General features: G+C 41.8%; 18 protein-coding genes. 13 read left to right on the top strand and 5 right to left on the bottom strand.

Features of this window, described 5'->3' with window-relative positions:
* Nucleotides 1-29 precede the first annotated feature (29 nt).
* On the top strand, nt 30-1,013 hold the full coding sequence (locus B1K71_RS11000; RefSeq protein WP_077330194.1) for an aromatic acid exporter family protein: 984 nt from the start codon (nt 30-32) through the stop codon (nt 1,011-1,013).
* Nucleotides 1,014-1,047: 34 nt separating this feature from the next.
* Here the strand turns inward: B1K71_RS11000 and prli42 are convergent, their stop codons facing one another.
* Nucleotides 1,048-1,185: a stressosome-associated protein Prli42 gene (gene prli42 / locus B1K71_RS20160; protein WP_245799243.1), complete on the bottom strand. Its 138-nt coding sequence runs from the start codon at nt 1,183-1,185 to the stop codon at nt 1,048-1,050.
* A 115-nt stretch (nt 1,186-1,300) separates the two neighbouring features.
* Between prli42 and B1K71_RS10995 the strand changes: the two genes are divergently transcribed.
* The 11 genes from B1K71_RS10995 to carB all read left to right on the top strand — a co-directional run bounded on the left by B1K71_RS10995 (nt 1,301) and on the right by carB (nt 16,425).
* On the top strand, nt 1,301-2,953 hold the full coding sequence (locus tag B1K71_RS10995) for an acyl-CoA mutase large subunit family protein (RefSeq protein WP_077326853.1): 1,653 nt from the start codon (nt 1,301-1,303) through the stop codon (nt 2,951-2,953).
* A 14-nt stretch (nt 2,954-2,967) separates the two neighbouring features.
* Nucleotides 2,968-3,792 (top strand): methylmalonyl-CoA epimerase, encoded by an 825-nt coding sequence (mce, locus tag B1K71_RS10990; protein WP_077326851.1) that lies wholly within the window; start codon nt 2,968-2,970, stop codon nt 3,790-3,792.
* Nucleotides 3,792-5,339, top strand: coding sequence for an acyl-CoA carboxylase subunit beta (locus tag B1K71_RS10985; protein WP_077326849.1), 1,548 nt, complete (start codon nt 3,792-3,794; stop codon nt 5,337-5,339). The genes mce and B1K71_RS10985 overlap by 1 nt, the downstream gene beginning before the upstream one ends.
* 20 nt (nt 5,340-5,359) lie before the next feature.
* On the top strand, nt 5,360-6,484 hold the full coding sequence (locus B1K71_RS10980) for a M20/M25/M40 family metallo-hydrolase (RefSeq protein ID WP_077326847.1): 1,125 nt from the start codon (nt 5,360-5,362) through the stop codon (nt 6,482-6,484).
* A gap of 113 nt (nt 6,485-6,597) precedes the next feature.
* Nucleotides 6,598-7,848, top strand: coding sequence for a DNA polymerase IV (locus B1K71_RS10975; protein ID WP_077326845.1), 1,251 nt, complete (start codon nt 6,598-6,600; stop codon nt 7,846-7,848).
* 111 nt (nt 7,849-7,959) lie between these two features.
* Nucleotides 7,960-8,469 carry a YfiT family bacillithiol transferase gene (locus B1K71_RS10970; RefSeq protein WP_077326844.1) on the top strand — a complete coding sequence of 170 codons (510 nt, stop codon included), beginning with the start codon at nt 7,960-7,962 and terminating at the stop codon, nt 8,467-8,469.
* Nucleotides 8,470-8,894: 425 nt separating this feature from the next.
* Complete coding sequence (gene argC / locus B1K71_RS10965; protein WP_077326842.1) at nt 8,895-9,935, top strand: N-acetyl-gamma-glutamyl-phosphate reductase; 1,041 nt, start codon at nt 8,895-8,897, stop codon at nt 9,933-9,935.
* 15 nt (nt 9,936-9,950) lie between these two features.
* Nucleotides 9,951-11,186, top strand: coding sequence for a bifunctional glutamate N-acetyltransferase/amino-acid acetyltransferase ArgJ (gene argJ / locus B1K71_RS10960; RefSeq protein WP_077326840.1), 1,236 nt, complete (start codon nt 9,951-9,953; stop codon nt 11,184-11,186).
* 13 nt (nt 11,187-11,199) lie between these two features.
* Nucleotides 11,200-12,000 (top strand): acetylglutamate kinase, encoded by an 801-nt coding sequence (gene argB / locus B1K71_RS10955; RefSeq protein ID WP_175631897.1) that lies wholly within the window; start codon nt 11,200-11,202, stop codon nt 11,998-12,000.
* Nucleotides 12,001-12,039: 39 nt separating this feature from the next.
* Nucleotides 12,040-13,197, top strand: coding sequence for an aspartate aminotransferase family protein (locus B1K71_RS10950; protein ID WP_077330192.1), 1,158 nt, complete (start codon nt 12,040-12,042; stop codon nt 13,195-13,197).
* 24 nt (nt 13,198-13,221) lie between these two features.
* A complete protein-coding gene (carB, locus tag B1K71_RS10945; RefSeq protein WP_077326835.1) occupies nt 13,222-16,425 on the top strand; it encodes a carbamoyl-phosphate synthase (glutamine-hydrolyzing) large subunit in 3,204 nt (1,067 codons plus the stop codon).
* A gap of 80 nt (nt 16,426-16,505) precedes the next feature.
* Here the strand turns inward: carB and B1K71_RS10940 are convergent, their stop codons facing one another.
* The 4 genes from B1K71_RS10940 to B1K71_RS10925 are packed head-to-tail and all read right to left on the bottom strand — an operon-like array spanning nt 16,506 to nt 20,594.
* Nucleotides 16,506-17,876 (bottom strand): aldehyde dehydrogenase, encoded by a 1,371-nt coding sequence (locus B1K71_RS10940; RefSeq protein ID WP_077326832.1) that lies wholly within the window; start codon nt 17,874-17,876, stop codon nt 16,506-16,508.
* Nucleotides 17,877-17,889: 13 nt separating this feature from the next.
* Nucleotides 17,890-18,813 (bottom strand): ribonuclease Z, encoded by a 924-nt coding sequence (gene rnz, locus B1K71_RS10935; protein WP_077326830.1) that lies wholly within the window; start codon nt 18,811-18,813, stop codon nt 17,890-17,892.
* A 2-nt stretch (nt 18,814-18,815) separates the two neighbouring features.
* Nucleotides 18,816-19,832 carry an NADPH dehydrogenase NamA gene (gene namA, locus B1K71_RS10930; protein ID WP_077326828.1) on the bottom strand — a complete coding sequence of 339 codons (1,017 nt, stop codon included), beginning with the start codon at nt 19,830-19,832 and terminating at the stop codon, nt 18,816-18,818.
* An 18-nt stretch (nt 19,833-19,850) separates the two neighbouring features.
* Nucleotides 19,851-20,594 carry a glycerophosphodiester phosphodiesterase gene (locus B1K71_RS10925; protein WP_077326826.1) on the bottom strand — a complete coding sequence of 248 codons (744 nt, stop codon included), beginning with the start codon at nt 20,592-20,594 and terminating at the stop codon, nt 19,851-19,853.
* A gap of 65 nt (nt 20,595-20,659) precedes the next feature.
* Here B1K71_RS10925 and B1K71_RS10920 point away from each other — a divergent pair, with 65 nt between their 5' ends.
* Entirely contained in the window at nt 20,660-22,279 is a 1,620-nt protein-coding gene (locus B1K71_RS10920; RefSeq protein ID WP_077326824.1) for a M20/M25/M40 family metallo-hydrolase, read from the top strand.
* Nucleotide 22,280: the final 1 nt, after the last annotated feature.

Below are 22,280 nucleotides of genomic sequence, written 5' to 3'. Positions count from 1 at the left end.
GGAATTATAAGACAAAGGGAGAATCCATGGTGAAAATCGGTCCTCGGACAATTAAAACGGCAATAGGAACTACAATTGCTATTTCTATTGCGCAACTTATGGGCCTGTCCAATTTCGTGTCAGCTGGTGTTTTAACAATTTTATGCATCCAGCCATCCAGGAAAAAGTCTGTTCTTAGTGCCTGGCATCGCTTTTTGGCATGTATATTGGCAAGTCTGTTTTCATTTGTTTTTTTTGAAACAATCGGTTACCACCCGGTTGTTGTGGGACTTATGCTTGCATGTTTTATTCCTGCTACCGTTTTTTTGAAAATCACACCGGGAATTGCAACAAGTTCTGTTATCATCCTAAACTTATACAGTGCTGGCGACATACCGGTTCCTTTTTTAATAAATCAGTTTTTTCTTATTGTAGTTGGTGTTGGTACAGCTCTTTTAATTAACCTTTATATGCCCAGTTTGGATAAACCGCTTCGTGAAAAACAAATAGAACTGGAACATAATTTTCAAAAAATCCTGCATGAAATTGCTTTATACATACGTACCGATAAACAGGAATGGGATGGCACTGAAATAACGATTTGTGAAGAGTTGTTGCAGGAAGCATCGAATTTGGTATCATTGGATAGAGAGAATCATTTACTGCGGAGCAAGCATCCGTATGCAGATTATTTTACGATGCGCAGCCGCCAATTTGAATTACTGCAAAAAATGCTTCCGCTGGTAAGCCGTTTACCGAAAATTGATTCCATCTCGATTAAAATTGCAGATTTCTTTGATGAATTATCGGATGCGGTTCATCCCGGAAATACTGCGGTAATTTATTTGGAACAACTGGATGAACTGAGGAAGGATTTTGATCGCGAACCTTTGCCAGTGACACGAAAAGAATTTGAAACAAGAGCGAATTTATTCCGGCTGCTTCATGAAATTGAAGATTATTTATTGTTGAAGAAAAAGTTTAAAGAAAGTGATGTAAAAAGAAAGAAATCAAAAAAGACCGGTACTGTTTAAGGACCAGTCTTTAAGGAACATATTCGGTGGGAACTTATATGAGCATTGCCAGTCCGTACGTAAGTGATGACAGAAACATTGCCAATATCATCAGATAGATGACAATTTTCATTCGTCGCTCACGTTTTGATTTTTTCCTTGGTGGTTGAGCTTTTGTCTGTTGTTTTGTCAATTTTTAATCCTCCTTCAATCCCGGTTCATACTTGTATTTTATCGTGTAAGCAGGGATTGGACAAGTGCTATCTATTTTTTAACATGTTATAACATAATAATTGGAGGTTACATCAATGAGTGATGATAAGTTTTCCAGTAATCAAGACCAATGGGAGCAATCTGCTGCCAAAACGGTGGAACGCTTTCCAGAGCGGAAAAATCCATTTACAACGTCTTCCGGCATTGAAGTGGACCGACTCCACTTTCCGGAAAATGATACGGAATATGAAAAAAAACTGGGGTTCCCTGGTTTGTATCCGTATACACGGGGGATTCAGCCGACAATGTACCGGAGTCGTTTTTGGACAATGCGGCAATACGCCGGCTTCGGTTCGGCAGCGGAAACAAACAAACGCTTTCGTTATTTGCTTGAGCAGGGCCAGACAGGACTGTCGGTTGCATTCGATTTGCCGACACAAATCGGCTACGACTCAGATGATGTGATGGCGGAAGGAGAAGTTGGTAAAGTTGGTGTGGCAATTGATTCACTCCATGATATGGAGCAGCTTCTTGATCAAATACCGCTTGATCAGGTGAGCACATCGATGACGATTAATGCACCTGCTTCCGTTTTACTGTGCATGTACATAGCTGTTGGAGAAAAACAAGGTGTTCCATATGAAAAACTGACTGGCACTATTCAGAATGATATTTTGAAAGAGTATATTGCACGCGGAACATATATTTTTCCGCCAAAACCTTCGATGCGGTTAATTACGAATATTTTTGAATACTGTCAGCAGCATGTACCGAAATTTAATACAATCAGCATATCTGGCTATCATATACGCGAGGCTGGTTCTACAGCAGTTCAGGAGGCTGCATTCACCATCGCTAACGGGATGGCATATGTTGATGCCGCGCTTCAGGCGGGGCTTGATGTTGATGCATTTGCCCCAAGGCTTGCATTCTTCTTCAATGCGCATAATAATTTCTTTGAAGAAGTGGCTAAATTTCGCGCTGCAAGACGAATATGGGCAAAAATCATGAAAGAAAAGTATCAAGCCAAAAATCCGAAAAGCTGGAAAATGCGTTTCCATACTCAGACAGGCGGTTCGACACTTACAGCACAACAGCCTGACAATAACATTGTACGTGTCACGCTTCAGGCACTTGCCGCGGTTTTGGGCGGGACCCAAAGTCTTCACACTAATTCCCGGGATGAGGCATTATCACTGCCAACAGAGGATTCGGCACGGATTGCACTTCGTACACAGCAAATCATTGCGAATGAAAGTGGTGCAGCAGATACGGTTGATCCATTAGGTGGTTCTTATTATGTGGAAGAACTGACAGACCGAATGGAAAATGAAGTTAAAAAATACCTTGACCAAATTTCTGATATAGGCGGGGCTGTGCAGGCAGTAGAAGAAGGGTTTATGCAGCGTGAAATTCATCATAATGCCTATGAAACACAGAAAAAGATTGAAAAAGAGGAAGAAATCATTGTCGGTTTGAACAAATATCAACTTGACGAAGAAGTAAATCCGGACCTTCTTAAAGTAGATGAGGCACTGGAGCAAGCTCAAATAGATTCGCTTGAAAATACCAGGCAGCTGCGAAATCAGCAAGATGTTGACCGGACTTTGTCTGCAATCCGCGAAAATTCCAAGGATCCGAATGCAAATTTAATCCCATTTATTTTAGATGCTGTTAAAGCTTATGCCACAGTAGGGGAAATTTGTAATGTGTTACGACAAGAGTTTGGTGAATATACGGGAGCTTAACAGGGGGAATTGAGATGAAGAAAATACGTGTTTTAATCGCAAAACCCGGGCTGGATGGTCACGACAGAGGAGCGTTGGTTATCGCCCAGGCATTGCGGGATCATGGAATGGAAGTAATCTACACCGGACTCAGACAGTCTCCAGTTCAAATAGTCCAAGCCGCTATTCAGGAGGATGTTGATGTTATCGGCCTTTCATCACTGTCAGGTGCACATAAAACCTTATTTCCAAAAGTTATTGAGGTTCTCAAAGAACGTGACGCCGAAGATATACCGGTTGTTGGGGGAGGCGTGATTCCCGCTGAGGATATTCCATTTTTGCTGGATAAAGGGGTAAGCAAGATTTTTACTAGCGGTTCCTCAACAGAAGCTCTGGCTGTTTATATTAAACAACTGATTGATCCGGATTCCGACCAGGCGGAAGCACCAAATAAAGTTTCACATATTGGGATTGCTGTTGATACAATCGAAAAGGCACTGCCGTTTTATACCGATACACTTGGGCTTGAACTGGAAGGTGTGGAGTCAGTAGAGTCGGAAGGTGTAAAGGTTGCCTTTTTAAAAATCGGTGATTCACGGTTTGAATTGCTGGAACCAACCAATGATCAATCGTCAATTAAAAAATTTATTGATAAAAAAGGAGAAGGAATTCACCATATTGCGTTGGATGTTAATGATGTTGATAAAAGAATTGAGACACTCAAGACTCGTGGTATTCCGTTAATCAATCAAGAGTCAAAACCGGGTGCACATAACAGCCAAATTGCATTCATTCATCCGAAGGCAGCACATGGTGTTCTTTTTGAACTCTGTCAGCAACAAGAGGGAAGTGATTCGTAATGGATATTTTTGATAAAATTAATGAGCTTTATGACAAACGCAGAAAGGTAGAACTTGGCGGTGGGGATAACCGAATTGATAAACAGCATGCGAAAGGAAAACTGACCGCCAGAGAACGAATTGATTATTTACTGGATGAAGGTTCATTCGTTGAATTGAATCCGTTTATGGAACATCGGGAAACAGACTTTGGTATGGGTGACTTAAACGGAAATGGGGAAGGCGTTGTTACCGGATATGGAAAAATAGAGGGACGCCCCGTTTATCTGTTTGCTCAGGACTTTACCGTATATGGTGGAGCACTTGGTGAAATGCATGGTAAAAAGATTGCAGCCGTAATGGACCTTGCCGCCAAAAACGGTGTTCCGTTTATTGGACTTAATGATTCCGGCGGTGCAAGAATTCAGGAAGGTGTATCGTCCCTTGATGGATATGGACAGGTATTTTACCGTAACTCTATTTATTCAGGTGTTATTCCGCAAATTTCCGTCATCATGGGTCCGAGTGCCGGGGGAGCTGTTTATTCACCTGCGATAACGGATTTTGTCATTATGGTTGAAAAAACTTCCCAGATGTTTATTACCGGACCGAAAGTGATTGAAACAGTAACAGGAGAAACCATTTCATCCGAGGAATTAGGTGGAGCACACGTACATAATTCCAAGAGCGGGAACGCGCATATTAAAGCAGAAAGTGAAGAACAAGCATTGGACCACGTGAAAGAATTAATTGGCTATTTACCAGCCAATAATCAGGAAAAACCAGCATTAAAAGATTTTAACGTAAATGATGAAACGCGTCCTGATTTGACTGATATTGTACCATTTAATGCCACTCGTCCATATGATGTCAAAAAAGTAATTGAACAAGTGGTGGATCCGGATAGTTTTTATGAAATCCATAAAGATTTTGCCAAAAATATTGTTGTTGGCTTTGCTCGGATTAATGGTCAGACAGTCGGACTGGTCTGCAACCAGCCTAAATATATGGCTGGTGGCCTGGACATTGATTCCAGTGATAAAGCTGCCCGTTTTATCCGTTTCTGTGATTCCTTTAACATTGCATTAATCACATTTGAAGATGTAACCGGATTTTTCCCTGGTGTGAAGCAGGAACATGGTGGAATTATTCGGCATGGTGCCAAAATTTTATATGCGTATTCAGAAGCAACTGTACCAAAAATAACTGTTATTACAAGAAAAGCATTTGGCGGCGCATATGTCGCACTGAACAGTAAATCGATTGGGGCAGATCTGGTATTTGCCTGGCCGAATGCGGAAATTGCAGTTATGGGTCCTGAGGGTGCAGCGAATATCATTTTTGCCAAAGAAATCACGGACAGTGAAAATCCGGAGGCAACACGTCAGGAGAAGATTGACACTTATCGTGAAAAATTTGCAAATCCATATGTAGCAGCCGGACTGGGAATGATTGATGACGTGATTGACCCACGGGAAACACGGGTAAAACTGATTCAGTCTTTGGAGATGCTTTATCATAAAACCGAAGAACGTCCGACAAAAAAACATGGAAATATTCCACTTTAATCAGACCAGGAGGTACAACGATGACAGTTATTAATAAAGACAGACTGATTGATGAATTTTTTGAACTCGTTCAAATTGACTCGGAAACAAAACACGAAACAAAAATTGCCGAGGTACTGACCAAAAAGTTCATAGACTTAGGTTTGGAAGTTACAGAAGATAACAGTAAGGATACAACGGGGCATGGCGCCGGTAATCTGATCTGCACGTTAAAAGGAACTAAACAGGATGCAGATCCAATTTATTTCACATCCCATATGGATACGGTTGTTCCCGGAAACGGCATCAAACCTTCCATAGACGATGGATACATTGTATCTGACGGGACTACGATTTTAGGAGCTGACGATAAAGCCGGGCTTGCGGCAATATTCGAAACAATACGTACGTTAAAGGAAAATAATATAGAGCACGGCGATATACAATTTGTAATTACTGTTGGGGAAGAGTCTGGTCTTGTTGGGGCAAAGGCATTGGATGGCTCTCTTCTGAATGCTAAATATGGTTATGCAATTGACAGTAATGGAACAGTTGGTGACATCATCGTTGCAGCACCAACTCAAGCGAAACTGTTTGCAACGGTAAAGGGAAGGACAGCACATGCAGGGGTAGCGCCGGAAAAGGGAGTTTCCGCAATTACCTTGACTGCTAAAGCTATAGCCAAAATGCCGCTCGGCCGAATTGACGAGGATACTACCGCAAATATCGGCCGGTTTGAAGGCGGCAAGCAAACGAATATTGTGTGTGATCATGTCGAGGTACTTGCTGAAGCAAGATCACTGATTCCGGACAAAATGGAAGAACAGGTTGCCAAAATGAAGGATGCTTTTGAAACAACTGCTCAGGAACTTGGTGGATCTGCAGATGTTGAAGTTACTGTTATGTACCCGGGATTTAAGCAGCAGGACGGTGATGAAGTAGTTGAAGTGGCAAAACGTGCTGCTAAAAAAATCGGCCGTGAAAGCAAATTGCTGAAAAGTGGCGGCGGAAGCGATGCAAATGTTATTGCAGGATTAGGAATACCAACAGTAAATCTGGCAGTTGGTTATGAAGAAATTCATACAACGAATGAGCGGATTCCGGTCGATGAATTGGTCAAAATCACGGAAATGGTCACTGCTATTGTGGAAGAGGCAGCCAAATAATTTTATATTCAGCCGAGGCATTCACAGTGAAAATAACTCCTATGTATCCATCATAGGGGTTATTTTATGTTATAATTTAATTAACAAACGGATGTTCGCAAAGGATGTTATGCATGCAGCAATGGTATCCAAAAAAAGGCAGGGTTATTTTTCATGTGGACATGAATTCATTTTATGCATCTGTCGAGATGGCGTATAACCCGAAATTAAAGGGCATCCCTTTGGCAATCGCTGGAAATCCCGAAGAACGAAAGGGGATTGTTGTAACAAGCAGTTATGAAGCGAGAGCAAAAGGGGTTAAAACAACAATGCCGTTATGGCAAGCAAGACGATTATGTCCGGAATTGCTGGTGCTCCGCCCGAATTTCGATCGATATCGTACCGCTTCCCGTGAGATTTTTAAAATGATGGCCGGAATTACCGCGCTTGTGCAGCCAGTCTCCATTGATGAGGGGTACATGGACGTCACAGACTGTCAAGAACTTGGGAACCCACTGGAAATTGCCAAGAATCTTCAAGGCAGAATAAAACGGGAGTTGGATTTGCCGAGCAGTATTGGAATTGCGCCAAATAAATTTTTGGCTAAAATGGCCTCCGATATGAAAAAGCCGATGGGGATAACCGTATTGCGCAAAAGGGATTTGTCTCGTAAACTTTGGCCGTTGCCGATAGCGGAAATGTACGGTGTTGGTGAAAAAACTGCTGCAAAACTGCAGGGAATCAATATAAACACAATTGGGGACTTGGCAAACGGTGATTTATATCAATTAAAACAGGTGCTTGGTATTAACGGTGAACGTCTGCAAAACCGTGCTAATGGAATTGATACAAGACCAGTTGATCCTGACGCTGTTCATGAATTCAAAAGTATCGGAAGTTCACAAACATTGCCGGCTGATACTACAGATGATGCTGAAATTCGCAAACTGATGAATCTGCTTGCCGAAAATGTGGAACGCCGCATGAAACGCAAACAAGCAGCAGGAAAAAGTATCCAGATTACAATCCGTTATTATGACCGGAGAACAATCACCCGCAGCAAAAAGCTGCACAGCTATATTGAAAATAAACAAGATATTTTGTATTTCGCCAATGAATTGCTGCAAAAGCACTGGAATTTAGACCCAATTCGTTTACTTGGAATAACCGTCCAGGATGTAGAGGAGAAAAGGTATATAGCTCAACAATTAAGTTTGTTTACGTATGAAAAGGAAGCAAAGAAGGAAAATCTGTATGAAGCTATTGAAAAGCTCAACGAAAAATACGGAAATAGTACGTTTAAGCAATTAAAAAATGAGCAAAAAGATGATCAACAGCCCAGAACGAGTTTTCAAAAGGACTTTTTGGATGACTATAAAGATTGAAGTCGATAAATCATTGAGTTGTACCGTGCTATTCAGTAATACATTTATGTTACTATATATAAAAGGTTTTAATGCATAGTGAAAATAATAATAGAGAAGAGGGGATTAAAAATGAATGTAAGATTTCCAATTGGGGAATTACAAGTTCCGAACGAAGTATCATTGGAGAATGTTCAGGAATGGCTAAAAGAAATTGAAACGTACACGATGCGATTGAGAGAAACGGTTGACGCATTAAGTGACGAGGAATTAAGCAAAACATATCGTGATGGCAGTTGGACAGTTCGTCAGCTTGTTCATCATATTGCCGATTCTCAGTTGAATATGTATCAACGTTTAAAGCTCGCTTTAACAGATGAGAATCCAACAGTACCAGCTTTTGATCAAGAAAAGTGGGCTATTCAACCGGATACAAAGCTTCCTGTTGAAAGTTCCATTAAAATGCTGGAAGGTATAAATGCGCGTATCGTATCTTTAGGGCACACCTTAACGGAAGAGCAATTGGATCGGGCTTTTACGCACCGGCAAAACGGTAAAATAACAGTTGCGACAAAGGTTGCAAAATTAGCTTGGCACGAAGAGCACCACCTGGAACATATAAAAATTGCGTTGAATAATTAGTAATATGAATAAAGGCTGATCAACAGTAATTAATCAGACCTTTTATAAAAAAATGCATAACCCTCAGGAGAATGAATCCATTTTGATTAAATTTTTATTCAAAATGGATTTTTTTGTTTCTCGACATTCGCAGTGTTAAACGAGTACAGAGGTTTTGAAAAACTTCCGTCTCAGGGTAGAAATAAAGCGAAGTGTATTTCCGCAGCGGTCGACTAACACTCCCGGAATTTTAAGATTCCAATTAGAAACGTTTCATGTACATCACTATTGGCAGTTTAAGACTATTTTATTGGTGCGATACATACCATCCGATCACCAGTCTAAGGACGTAATTTTTTAAAATAGAAAATTATAAATTTACCGTTGAATAATTATACATATTTATGTATAATTATTCTCAAATCATTTTTCGAGGAGAGATATTCATGAGGGTAGGTATTATCGGGGCAAGTGGTTATGGAGGGGGAGAACTCCTTCGAAATTTACATAACCATCCAAATGTTTCGCTTGAATTACTTGTTTCCAACTCAACTCAGGGCGAACAATTAACGGAACAATTTCCGCAGTTCCACACTATTCTTGACTTGCCATTGAATGGGTTTAATGCAAGTGAAATTAGTGAACAGGTCGATATTTTATTTTTTGCAACTCCAGCCGGTATAGCCAAAAATCATGCCCCCGATTTTGCGGATAAAGGGATTCAATGTATTGATTTGTCAGGGGATTTTCGTTTGAAAAACGGCAGTATATACATGGAATGGTATAAAAATACACCTGCGCCACAGGAATATCTGGAAAAAGCAACATATGGACTGCCTGAATTATACCGGAACAAAATAAAAAAGAGTTCGTTTATATCCAATCCCGGTTGTTATCCAACAGCGGCAATGTTAGGGATGGCACCCGCACTGAAATCAAATTTGGCGAACCTTTCCGTTCCAATTATTGTTGATGGGAAAACAGGTGTATCCGGAGCAGGCAGGAAACCATCAACGGGAATTATCTATGCAGAGATAAACGAAAATACGAAAGCCTATAACCTGGGAAGTCACCGTCATACACCCGAAATGGAACAGGCTGCCGCGGAGATAACAGGAACGGATTCGAGAATTAGTTTTAATCCGCATATTGTTCCAATGACAAGAGGAATCTTATGTACAGTTTATATACAGCTTGATAAAACGATATCAAGCACGGGAGTCATTCAATTATATGAGGAATTTTATAAGGATGATTCATTTATCAGGATCAGACCAGAGAGTAATCTGCCGGCAACAAAAGATGTTTATGGAACAAATTATTGTGATATCGGCATTTCAGTCGACAAGCGTACAAATGTATTGTCAATAATCTCTGTCATTGACAACCTTGGAAAAGGCGCTGCTACACAGGCTATACAAAATATGAATCTGATCAATGGCTGGGATGAACAAACAGGTCTTGATACAGTACCTGTCTATCCATAAGGGAGGGAATAATTCATGGCGGTAAAAATAAAACAGCCTGCTGGCAAATTGACAGTGATGGAAGAAGGGGTAACAGCAGCAAGAGGATTTCATGCCGGTGGGCTGCATTGTGGTATGCGCAGGAAACGGAAAGATCTTGGCTGGTTGTTTTCGGAAGTTCCAGCTACTGCTTCGGCAGTATATACAACCAATCTATTTCAGGCTGCACCTTTGCAGGTGACCAAGGAAACTATTGCAGCAGGAAAATCGCTTCAGGGGTTGATTGTCAACTCGGCAGTGGCTAATGCCTGTACTGGTGAAGAGGGACTTCAGAATGCTTACCAGATGAGGCATTGGTTTGCCGAAAAAATGGGGCTGCAGGATTACCATGTTGCTGTTAATTCAACCGGTGTAATCGGGGAGCAGCTTCCGATGCATAAAATCCGGAATGGGATTGATCAAATTACGCTTGATATGGCTTCATGCAATGATTTTAATCAGGCTATATTGACGACAGATACGTTTACAAAAACCGCCTATGTACAGCTGGTAATAAATGAAAAGACCGTTACCATCGGAGGGTCTGCGAAAGGTTCCGGAATGATCAATCCGAATATGGCAACTATGCTTGCTTTTGTAACAACAGATGCTGCGATTGAAACAGAAGCGCTTGACCATACACTCCGTACCACTGTTAATAAGACGTTTAATGCTATTACAGTCGATGGTGACACCAGTACGAATGATACCGTGATGGTGATGGCCAATGGGATGGCCGGTAACCAAACAATAACCATGAGAAACAAGGAAGATTTGGAATTGTTTCAGCATGGATTGTCAATTGTGTGCAAGGAACTGGCAAAACAAATCGCACGTGACGGTGAAGGTGCAACAAAACTGGTGGAAGTTTATGTGAAGGGATGCCAATTGCGTAAAAACGCACAAGCAATCGGAAAATCGATTGTCGGTTCCAGTCTTGTGAAAACGGCAATTTTTGGAGCGGATGTTAACTGGGGCAGAATTATTTGCGCGGCAGGCTACAGTGGTATCCCGTTTAATACAAAAAAAGTATCCGTGTCATTGGGGGATATCGAAATCGTCCGTTATGGATTACCTTTGGCTTTTGATGAACCAGTTGTTCAGAACTATCTGAAACATGAAAAAGAAATTCACATAACGGTTGATTTGAATGAAGGGCAAGAGGAAGCTTATTCATGGGGATGTGACCTTTCGTACGAGTATGTACGAATCAACGCTTCCTATCGAACCTAAAGGGGGTTTTGACATGTCATACACGATAATTAAATGCGGCGGCAGTGTTCTGGATCAACTTCCGGAATCATTTTACGAAAATATTGTGCAGATGGCTCAATCATATGACATTAATCCGATTATCGTACACGGTGGCGGTCCGCATATTTCCGATTATTTGCAAAGGTTGAATGTGGACGTTGAATTTGTTGGAGGTATGCGCGTAACAACAGAGGAAACGCTGGATATAACCGAATTGGTATTGTCAGGTCTGGTCAATAAAAAAATTGTTCGCAACCTTAATAAAGCTGGCGGTACTGCTTACGGATTAAGTGGTGTGGATGGCATGCTGCTGGAGGCAGAGGAAATGAAACCGGGTCAGCATCTCGGATATGTCGGCAAAATTATTGCTGTGAATACCGACAGATTGAAGGCTATAACTGCCCAACAAATTATCCCTGTGCTTTCACCGTTATCAGCAGATAGATATGGACAGCGCTGGAATATTAATGCAGACCTGGCAGCGGCGGCTATCGCAATACGGTTGGATGCACCGTTGTATATGGTGTCCAATATCTCCGGTGTGATGGACTCCGGAAAACTGGTTAATCAATTGGATAAGGGAAAGGCAGAAGAAATGGTATCGGATGGATCTATTTTTGGCGGTATGATTCCAAAAGTGCAGGCTGCATTTGACTGTGTGCAGCAAGGCGTAAAAAAGGTTGTTATTTTGAATGGACTTGCAAAAGACAGTATTCCGGATGTTATAGCCGGAAAAAGGGTCGGTACAGTAATTGGCGAAAACGAGATGATGGAAATTCAGAAGGGAGGATGAATCTAATTGGCACTTGCAGATATACCTACGAACAGTTTGATGAATACGTATAATCGTTTTCCAATCACAGTTGATAAGGCTAAAGGCGGTTATGTATGGGATATAGATGGAACTAAATATTTGGATTTTACAGCAGGTATTGCAACATGCAACCTTGGCCACGTTCCCGATGTGGTTAAGGATTCCATCACCTCACAGCTGGAAAAGGTTTGGCATTGTTCGAATTTATATCAAATAGCACCACAACAGCAGCTCGCTGATTTGCTTACTGCGAATAGCTGCCTGGATCAGGTGTTTTTTTGCAACAGTGGTGCAGAGGCGAATGAAGCGGCAATCAAGCTGGTGCGTGCAAATAACCCAAACAACCGGCATATTGTTGCTTTCCGTCAATCTTTTCACGGAAGAACACTGGCTGCATTGAGTGCAACCGGTCAGAAAAAATTGCATTCCGGATTTGAGCCATTGATGCAGGGGTTTACTTTTTTAACCTACAATGATTTTGATAGTTTAAATGTTCTGAAAGAGAATCCCCCGGCAGCAGTCATGCTCGAATTAGTACAAGGGGAAGGCGGTGTAATACCCGCTGAACAAAGTTGGGTGGAGGAACTTGTTCAAGTATGTACCAATGCAGGAATACTTATCATGATTGATGAAATTCAGACTGGGATGGGGCGGACCGGTACATTTTTTGCTTATGAACAGTATGGATTTGAACCAGATATTGTAACCCTTGCAAAGGGGCTTGGATCTGGTTTTCCGATAGGCGCCATGCTTGCAAAAGATGGGACGGCCAATGCTTTTCAGCCCGGCAGTCATGGAAGTACATTCGGTGGAAATCCGCTGGCAACTGCAGCAGGAATTGCAACCGTCACAGAAATGACTCAGTCCAATATTCTGGAAAATTGCGGTCAAATGAGCGAAATGCTTTTCGCTGAGTTGAAGAATTTACAGGCTGAATATTCATTTATCAAATTGATTCGGGGGAAAGGACTGCTGATTGGGATTATTGTGGATGGGCAGGCAATTCAAATCGTGAAAGCAGCAATAAAAGAAAATCTGCTTGTTACAATGGCAGGTCAGAATGTAGTGCGTATACTTCCACCACTTAATGTAACAGCTGAAGATGTATCGCTGTTTTGTGAACAGTTCAGGAACGTGCTCCAAACAGTATCCGAAAAATTTTACATCAACGAATAACTATTTTCAGAGAGGTGAAAACGCATGAAGGCTATTGGCAAAGAAAATCTGAATAAAGGGAAAAAAGTGCTTGTTATTGGGTCAGGTCCAATTATAATCGGGCAGGCAGCCGAATTTGATTATTCGGGTACACAGGCATGCCTGGCATTGAAGGAAGAAGGCATGGAAGTGGTGCTTCTTAATAATAATCCGGCAACAATTATGACTGATGAAACAGTTGCAGATTCCATTTATATGGAGCCAATGACTGTACAAACAATCGAAAATATATTTCAGAAAGAACAGCCTGACTGTTTGATTGGAACTTTTGGCGGTCAGATTGGACTGAATTTGACCATGAATGTTTGTGATTCCGGATTGCTTGAAAAATATGGAGTTCAATTAATGGGATCTTCCATGACAACCATTCAAAATGGTGAAGACCGTGATAAATTCCGTCAGCTTATGCATGAACTGGGAGAACCTGTTCCAGAATCACACATTATCAGCAGTATCGAATTTGCATTGGATAAGGCAGCTGATATTGGCTATCCGGTTATGGTTCGACCAGCATATACGCTGGGTGGATCCGGCGGGGGTTTTGCGGCTGACGCCGAAGAATTACGCTCCATTGTTGCAAGCGGGCTACAGGCAAGTCCCATCAATCAAGTCCTTCTGGAAAAAAGCATTAAGGGCTGGCAAGAGATTGAATTTGAAGTAATTCGTGATATGAATAATGACTGTGTAATTGTTTGCGGTATGGAGAATGTGGATCCTGTAGGGGTTCATACAGGTGATTCCATAGTAGTTGCGCCTGTTCAAACCTTACAGGAGACTGCATATGCTAAACTTCGAACAGCTGCAGTCAGAATCATTCAGAATTTGGGTGTTGTTGGTGCATGTAATATTCAGTTTGCATTGGATCCGGCAACCGAAAAATATAATGTAATTGAAGTAAATCCGAGAGTAAGCCGTTCTTCGGCGCTTGCCTCGAAGGCAACAGCCTGTCCAATTGCAAAACTATCCGCAAAATGTGCATTAGGTCATTCACTCGACAGCTATTTTCCGGAAAAAAATTCCGAGGTCTATGATGTATTCATTGATTATACAGTACTTAAAATGCCCCGCTTTTCATTTGAAAAGTTTCCTTCAGCCAGCAGGAAACTTGGAACACAAATGAAAGCCACCGGGGAAACGATGGCAATTGATTTTACTTTTGAGGGGGCTTTGAATAAGGCGGTAAGATCCTTGGATTCCGGTCTTGCGGATTTATCACATCCAATGATTAAGGGCAGCGATGAATCGATTCTTCTGGAACATATGACAATGCCGACTGATTTACGCTTGTTTGCAATTGCCGAATTGCTTAGAAGAGGGAAGTCTGTCAATGAAATTTATCATAAAACGAAAATCAGCCAACCATTTCTCACGGCAATACAACGCATTGTCAGCGCGGAAGAGAATCTCAAAAATGAATCATTGCAGTCGATTACCGCTGAAAAGTTGCTTGAGGCAAAACAGATGCAAATCAGTAATGAAGCAATTGCCGCTTTTCTTGATACAACGAAGCGTAACATACAGGCAATATTAGCCGATCAAAAGCTGGCACCAAGCTATGAAAAAGCAAAGTCAGTGAACCAGGTCCCTTACTATTTTTCAACATGGGAACATGTATCCAATCAGGAAAAAGAACATGACTCTAATAACGTTCTTATAATCGGTTCCGGTCCAATCAGGATCGGTCAGGGGATGGAATTTGATTACTGCACGGTGCATGGCATATATGCATTGAAAGATGCGGGTTATACAACAATCATTATTAATAACAATCCGGAAACTGTCAGTACGGACAGTTCGATTGCTGATCGTTTATATTTTGAGCCGCTTACGCCGGAGGATATTTTATCGGTAATTCAGGAAGAAAACGTATCCGGGGTCATGATTCAATTTGGTGGTCAGACTGCCATCAATTTGGCGAAAGAACTGGCAGATGCCGGAATCACCATTTATGGAACTCCCGTTGAAATGGTTGATGTGCTTGAAGACCGTCAGCACTTCTACCAATTGTTGAATGAGTTAAAAATCCCGCATATCGAAGGAAAAACAGCTGACACCCCAAAAGAAATTGAAACATGCGTCCATCAGATTGGGTATCCTGTGCTCGTCCGTCCGTCATATGTCATAGGCGGCCAGTCTATGCATGTTATCCATAACGAGAAAGATTTGGCTGGCTATCTTGACGAACTGGTTAATTTTAATGGAAGTGCCTGGCCAATTCTTGTTGACAAATATGCAGATGGAGTAGAGGCTGAACTGGATTGTGTCAGTGACGGAGAAAATGTTATGATCCCGGGGATAATGGAACACATTGAAAAAGCGGGTGTTCATTCCGGTGACAGTATGGCAACTGTTCCCCCTGTAAGTATATCGAAAGACCAGCAACATGTTATGCTCGATTATACAAAATCAATCTGTAAACATGCAAAAGTAGTCGGTTTGATTAATATTCAGTTTATTATTGTAAATGGAATCGTACATGTGCTGGAAGTGAATCCGCGTGCCTCAAGGACTGTTCCGTTAATTAGCAAGGTTACCGGGGTATCATTGGTTCATCATGCTGTTCAGACACAATTGGGTAATCCGTTAAAAAATGATATTTTTCCTGGTGAGTTTGAGAGTTTTACAGTGAAGGCACCGGCATTTTCATCATTTCAGCTGGCGGGTGTTGATCCTGTGTTAGGACCGGAAATGAAGTCAACTGGCGAAATCATTGGCATTGCCAAAACGTACAATAAGGCTCTTGCGAAGGCAATGCAATCGACCGGAGCTGTACTTGCCGGAAATACTGAAAAACCTTACTTGTTTTGCTCGATAGCCGATGAAGAAAAAGCAGCAAGTTTGCCATTGATGCATAACATGAACAGTAAATATCAGCTGTTTGCCTCACAGAAGACAAGCGCATTTTTAGCTGAACATGGAATCTTCAGTCATTCTATAAGTGGTACGGAAGCGTTAATCGGGGTTTTTGAAGAACAAACCTTGGCCGGATCTATTATTATTTCGTCCGGATTTCAGGAAGAAGGACTGGGAAGAATGGCACGTGATTTATCCGTTTTACATCAGGTACCACTGTTCACATGTCTGGACACATTAAATGCAGCTGTGGAAAGTGCCGAAACAGCAACAGATTCGGTTTCTACGCTTAAGGAATATCATCAGCCAGACATGCTGATGCAAAAATCCTTATAAATAAATCTGATTTGGGAAGAGGCTGGGACATAACAAATTCACTTTTGTCCCAGCCACTTTCATCATGGAAAGGGTATCTATCATTTCATAATTCGTTTGACGAGTGTTTTTGTAAGTTTTCCACCAGGATATCGCAATGGAAGGTCGAATTTAGTTGTTTGTTTCATCATGCTTTTTTGATGTGAAAATGTGTCAAAACTGTATTTGCCGTGATAACCGCCTATACCGCTTGTTCCGACACCGCCAAAAGGAAGGTGTGGATTTGCGAGATGATAAAGGGTATCATTAATGCATCCGCCGCCAAAGGATACGTTTTCCATCATTTTATTCTGCGATTTCTCCTTCTCACCGAAATAATACAAAGCGAGGGGTTTCTCCATTTCCTTCATTTCCGTAATCACATCATCCAGTTTGCGGAAAGTTAGGATTGGCATTATGGGCCCGAAGATTTCCTCCTGCATAACAGAATTTTCCCATGTAATTCCATCAAGCAGGGTAGGCTCAATTGATAACCGTTCTGCATCTGCTGTGCCGCCATGTACAATGCAGCCATTATTCAGGAACTTCATGAGCCGGTTGAAATGATTTTTGTGTACAATATGGACATAATCATCATTGTCAATTGGGTGGTTGCCATACAATGCTTTTATGTGTTTCTTCATTGCCTTGATCAACTTAGCTTTGACTTTCTCATGAACATAGATATAATCGGGTGCGACACATGTTTGTCCGGCATTGGTAAATTTACCCCAGACAATGCGTTTTGCTGTCAGATCAATTGTTGCGTCCTTATCCACAATTGCAGGGCTTTTACCACCCAGCTCCAATGTAACCGGGGTTAGATGTTTACTTGCCTGCTGCATGACACTTTTGCCAACTTGAGGGCTGCCGGTGAAAAAAATATAATCAAATCGCTGTTCAAGCAGTTGTTCGCTTACTTCCTTTGCCCCTTCAATGACTGACACAAATTGCGATTCAAAGGTTTGTTTGATCATGGAGGCGAGAAGTTTTGATGTTGCTCCAGTAAATTCGGAAGGTTTCAGAACAACGGTATTCCCGGCTGCAATTGCACCAATGGCGGGAGCGATTAAAAGCTGCAGCGGGTAATTCCATGGTGCTATAATTAAAGAAACACCATAAGGTTCTTTATAAATATAGTTTTTTGTCCCCTTATGTGTAATGGGGGTATCCACTTTTTGCGGTTCCATCCAGTTTTTTAACTGTTTCAGAGCAAAATCAATTTCTGCATAAAGGATGCCAAGTTCGGTTGTAAGCGCTTCGTGGGCTGATTTGTTTAAATCTTTTTTTAACGCACGGTAAATGTCAGTTTCATAGTTCTTTAACATGCTTTTTAGCGCTTTTAATTGTGTCCTGCGGAATGCATAATCCAGTGTTTTTCCACTTTTAAAAAACTCCCGTTGACTGTTTACAAGCTGACTGATTTGTTCCATCATTATCGCCCCTTTAATTGGAATCTATCGTTACCTTGTAAAAATCGTCTGCAAGTTCCGTATTTGCAAAAACAGCTCTTGCCTCTTGCAGCAACCTTTCTGATTCTTCCCTTTGGTATCGGGATGATATGTGTGTCAGCAGCAAAGTCCCGGATTGACTTTCTTTCGCCAGTGTTGCCGCTTGTACCGATGTTGAATGAAAATACTGGCGGGCAAGATCCTTCCTTGAATGATCGAATGTCGCCTCGTGAACAAGTACATCTGAATTTGCCGCAAATTCCTGGAACTGAACAGGATTTCTTGTATCACCAAGTATTGTCAGGATGCGTCCTTTCTTCGGCGGTCCAAGAAAATCCTTACGATAAATTGTTTTCCCGTTATTCGTCGTAACCGTATCATTTTCTTTTATTTGCTGATATATGGGACCAGGTTTGATACCTTCCCGCTGCAGTTTTTCAACTAAAAGAGGACCTGTTTTATCCTTTTCAATAATACGAAAACCATAGCTTGCAATCCCATGCTCCAATTTTTTTACGGAGACAGAAAAATTTTCATCCGCAACTATTTCACCTTCCTGGAATTCGCTGATTGAAAGCGGGTAGGTCAGATGTGTTCCACTTACTTTCAGACTTGTCTCCACATATTCTTTTATACCTGGCGGGCCGTAAATGGTTAACAGATCGTCCCCTCCCTGGAAAGATCTGCTGCTGAGCAGCCCAGGGAGGCCAAAAATGTGATCACCATGCAAATGGGTGATGAATATTTTATTAATTTTTCTTGGCTTAATGGACGTATGCAAGATTTGATGTTGTGTTGCTTCACCGCAATCGAACAGCCAGATACTGTTTTCTTCCTGCAGCAGAGTTAGTGCCAGTGCTGATACATTCCGGGTTTTGGATGGAATCCCTGAACCGGTACCGAGAAAAATGAGTTCCATAGCTATCTCCAACCCCGTTTGTATTGTTTTGGCGCTTCAAGCTGATAGCCAAGTTCATCTGCAGCTTGTTTAACCCAATACGGATTCCGCAATAAGGCACGCCCAATAAAAACAAGATCTGCCCGGTCATTCTGGACAATCTCTTCCGCCTGCAGTCCACTGGTAATTAATCCGACGGCACCTGTTTTAATGTTGGCTATTTTTCTGATTGTTTCACACCGTTTAATTTGATAGCCGGGATAAGATTTGACCGAAATCGGTACAACCCCTCCGGAACTGCAATCAATCAATGCTGCTCCGTCACGTTTCATGCGTTCAGCGAAGTATAGGATTTCCTCTTGGCTGTTCCCATGCTCATCGTATTCATCTGCGGATATACGCACAATTAACGGACCATTCCATACACCTTTGACCGCTGTTATAATTTCAGATAGAAAACGATAACGGTTTTCCGCAGTCCCTCCATATTCATCCGTCCGATGATTTGTAAGTGGTGAAAGAAACTGATTGATCAAATAGCCGTGGGCTGCATGGATTTCGATAAGATCAAAATTTGCCGCTTTTGCGCGCTCAGCAGCAGCTTTGAACGCACTGATCGACTCCTTAATGTCCTTCTGATTCATCTCAACCGGTGTTTTATAATTTTCACTGAATGGCAAGGGAGACGGTGCAAAAATGGAGGAGTCCAATTCTGCTTTACGGCCAGCGTGTGCAAGCTGAATGCCGGCTGCAGATCCATAATGGTGGATTTGATCCGTTAATTGTTTCAGCCCCTCCACATGGTCATCATTCCAGATGCCAAGATCCTCATGTGAAATACGTCCTTCCGGTTGAACAGCAGTTGCCTCGGTCATTACAAGTCCTACTTGTCCGACCGCACGGGATATGTAGTGTGTCTGATGAAATGGTGTTATTTTTCCATCCTGTTCAGAACATGAATACATGCACATGGAAGACATAGCAATGCGGTTCTTAAGTGTAATTCCGTCTAAATCGATTGGTGAAAATAGTTTCGTCATATCATTTCCTCCTGTATATTACAAAAAATTGCTGCCAAACTGTCTACGGTAATGCAATGCTTGTTCAGGCTGATCCGTAAAAATGCCATCACATTGATAATCAAAACAGCGCCTCATGCGGCCGGGTCTATTAACCGTGTACACGCGAACCGGCATGTTTTCCTCCTTGGACTGCTGCATCAGTTTTTTACTGAGGAGACGGTATTTTACATGAACAGCGTTTGCTCCCAATTGTTTGGCGTTCCTAATAATATTGTGTTTGCGTTTTGACGTTAAATAAGCAATTTCGATTTGTTGTGTTACTGTTCTCAAACGCCGGACGCTTGTTGGATTAAATGTTGAAATGATGGTTCGGTTTTGCAGATGAAATTGTGATATCATATCAACAACGATGTTTTCCAGATTCTCATAGTCTATTTTATTATTTTTCAGTTCAATGTTTAAATATAAAGGCTTGTTGAGCAGCCATTTCAGCAGTTCATGAAGTGTTATGATTTTTTCACCCGAAAAATTTTTGGAAAACCATGAACCAGCATCGAGACTTTGCAATTCGTGAAACGTATAGTTCTTTATGTAACCGGAACCATTTGTTGTGCGCTTCAGACGTTCGTCGTGCATCAGAACAGGCACGCGGTCTTTCGTCAGCTGCACATCTGTTTCAATTCCATCCGCCCCCGATTGGTATGCGATTTTAAAGGCTGACATCGTATTTTCAGGGGCAACTTTACTGGCGCCGCGATGGGCTATGATTGCAGTTGACAAGTTCGTTCACCTCACGTTGATTGTGTTTGATTTTTTGAAATAAGTCAATTTTTTTGGAGGTTTATATGAAAAACTGGCAAACAAAGGAGCAATTGACTGATTTATTGTGTTCGTTGGTGGAACACCAGAGCATAACAGGCAGCAATGCCGAAATTGCTTTAGCGGAATATATGCATCATTTACTGATGCAGAAAAATTATTTTCAAAATAATCCGGACCATCTGAATCTTCATCCACTTGCAGATGGAAGACATCTCTTAACAGCTTTGGTGAAAAACGGTGTTTCATCAGATACGATTATTTTGCTAAGCCATTTTGATGTTGTTGGTATTGATGACTATGGCTCTCTGGGAAATCTTGCTTTTTACCCACGGGAACTGACAAAGGAAATGGAGGCAATAAAGGACCGGCTTCCCCAAGCTGTCCAATCAGACTTATCGTCCGGTGAGTGGTTGTTCGGCCGTGGATCCATGGATATGAAGGCTGGACTTACACTGCATTTTTCCATGATTGAACGGGCCATCGCCGGTGAATTTAACGGAAATATTTTACTTGTTTCAGTTCCCGATGAAGAAGTAAATTCGTTGGGAATGGTAACGGCACTTCCGGTGCTGGAACAGCTTCAGCAAGAAGAACAACTTACATATACCGCATGCCTGAACGGTGAGCCGATGTTCAGCAAATACCCGGGAGATACGAATTACTATGTTTATGCCGGTTCGATCGGTAAAATGCTGCCCGGTTTTTATTGCTATGGAAAAGCATCACATGTCGGTGAACCATTTGCCGGAATTAATCCTAATTTAATGACAAGTTTTTTATCCCAGCAACTGGAACTAAACGAAGCCTTTATCGAAAAAATTGGCGATGAAGTCACACCCCCGCCAATCAGTTTGATGCAGCGGGATTTGAAAGAGGAATATTCCGTCCAGACGCCGCACACCGCCATTTCGATGTTTAACGTGCTTTTTTTAAAACAGTCATTCGACCAGATCAATGGCAAATTATTGGAAGGTGCTGAGGCAGCTGCCCGTAAGGTTGAAAAATATGTTTATGCAAAGGCCAGTCATTTTGCTGACGTAGCCGATGATTTTACAATGCCTGATCTTCATGTGCGTGTTATGATGTATGATGAATTGTATAAAGAAGCTGTAAAGCGCCATGGTGCAAATGAGGTGAAACGTCGGGAAAATCTGCTTGTCAGTCAGCGCGACACAGGAGACCGGGATTTTTCCACATTGCTTGTTCAGGAACTGGCATCCATGTGCAAAGATCTAGCACCAATGATTATTTTATTCTACAGCCCGCCATTTTATCCTGCCGTATCATCCTATGATGATCCGCGTATTCGGCAGGTGATGGACCATGTAAAAACCTATACTAAGGAACACTACAGCAAAAAATTGACCGTGTCGGAGTTTTTTACCGGGTTGTCCGATTTGAGTTTTGTTGGACCCGCAACAGCCGAAAGCCAGTTGCAGCAATTGACTGTTAATATGCCGCTGCAGCATAATGGTTTTCTTTTTCCGGAAGATGTCATGAAGCAGTTGACGATGCCTATATTGAATATAGGGCCGTTGGGAAAAGATCCGCACCAATGGACTGAACGGCTTGAATTGACATACAGCTTTGACTATTTACCTGCTATTTTAACCGAAGCCATTCATCAGCTGTTTGACAAATAAT

Origin of the sequence: Virgibacillus siamensis, assembly GCF_900162695.1 — a bacterium.
Lineage (GTDB): Bacteria > Bacillota > Bacilli > Bacillales > Amphibacillaceae > Lentibacillus > Lentibacillus siamensis_A.
Note: the sequence above shows the minus strand (reverse complement) of the source record. Positions and strands in the feature narration are given on the sequence as shown.

What these genes read in the sequence shown, in the direction of transcription:
- B1K71_RS10995 (WP_077326853.1), top strand. Translation starts at nt 1,301, where the DNA reads ATGAGTGATGATAAGTTTTCCAGTAATCAAGACCAATGGGAGCAATCT.
- mce (WP_077326851.1), top strand. Translation starts at nt 2,968, where the DNA reads ATGAAGAAAATACGTGTTTTAATCGCAAAACCCGGGCTGGATGGTCAC.
- B1K71_RS10985 (WP_077326849.1), top strand. Translation starts at nt 3,792, where the DNA reads ATGGATATTTTTGATAAAATTAATGAGCTTTATGACAAACGCAGAAAG.
- B1K71_RS10980 (WP_077326847.1), top strand. Translation starts at nt 5,360, where the DNA reads ATGACAGTTATTAATAAAGACAGACTGATTGATGAATTTTTTGAACTC.
- B1K71_RS10975 (WP_077326845.1), top strand. Translation starts at nt 6,598, where the DNA reads ATGCAGCAATGGTATCCAAAAAAAGGCAGGGTTATTTTTCATGTGGAC.
- B1K71_RS10970 (WP_077326844.1), top strand. Translation starts at nt 7,960, where the DNA reads ATGAATGTAAGATTTCCAATTGGGGAATTACAAGTTCCGAACGAAGTA.
- argC (WP_077326842.1), top strand. Translation starts at nt 8,895, where the DNA reads ATGAGGGTAGGTATTATCGGGGCAAGTGGTTATGGAGGGGGAGAACTC.
- argJ (WP_077326840.1), top strand. Translation starts at nt 9,951, where the DNA reads ATGGCGGTAAAAATAAAACAGCCTGCTGGCAAATTGACAGTGATGGAA.
- argB (WP_175631897.1), top strand. Translation starts at nt 11,200, where the DNA reads ATGTCATACACGATAATTAAATGCGGCGGCAGTGTTCTGGATCAACTT.
- B1K71_RS10950 (WP_077330192.1), top strand. Translation starts at nt 12,040, where the DNA reads ATGAATACGTATAATCGTTTTCCAATCACAGTTGATAAGGCTAAAGGC.
- carB (WP_077326835.1), top strand. Translation starts at nt 13,222, where the DNA reads ATGAAGGCTATTGGCAAAGAAAATCTGAATAAAGGGAAAAAAGTGCTT.
- B1K71_RS10940 (WP_077326832.1), bottom strand. Translation starts at nt 17,876, where the DNA reads ATGGAACAAATCAGTCAGCTTGTAAACAGTCAACGGGAGTTTTTTAAA.
- rnz (WP_077326830.1), bottom strand. Translation starts at nt 18,813, where the DNA reads ATGGAACTCATTTTTCTCGGTACCGGTTCAGGGATTCCATCCAAAACC.
- namA (WP_077326828.1), bottom strand. Translation starts at nt 19,832, where the DNA reads ATGACGAAACTATTTTCACCAATCGATTTAGACGGAATTACACTTAAG.
- B1K71_RS10920 (WP_077326824.1), top strand. Translation starts at nt 20,660, where the DNA reads ATGAAAAACTGGCAAACAAAGGAGCAATTGACTGATTTATTGTGTTCG.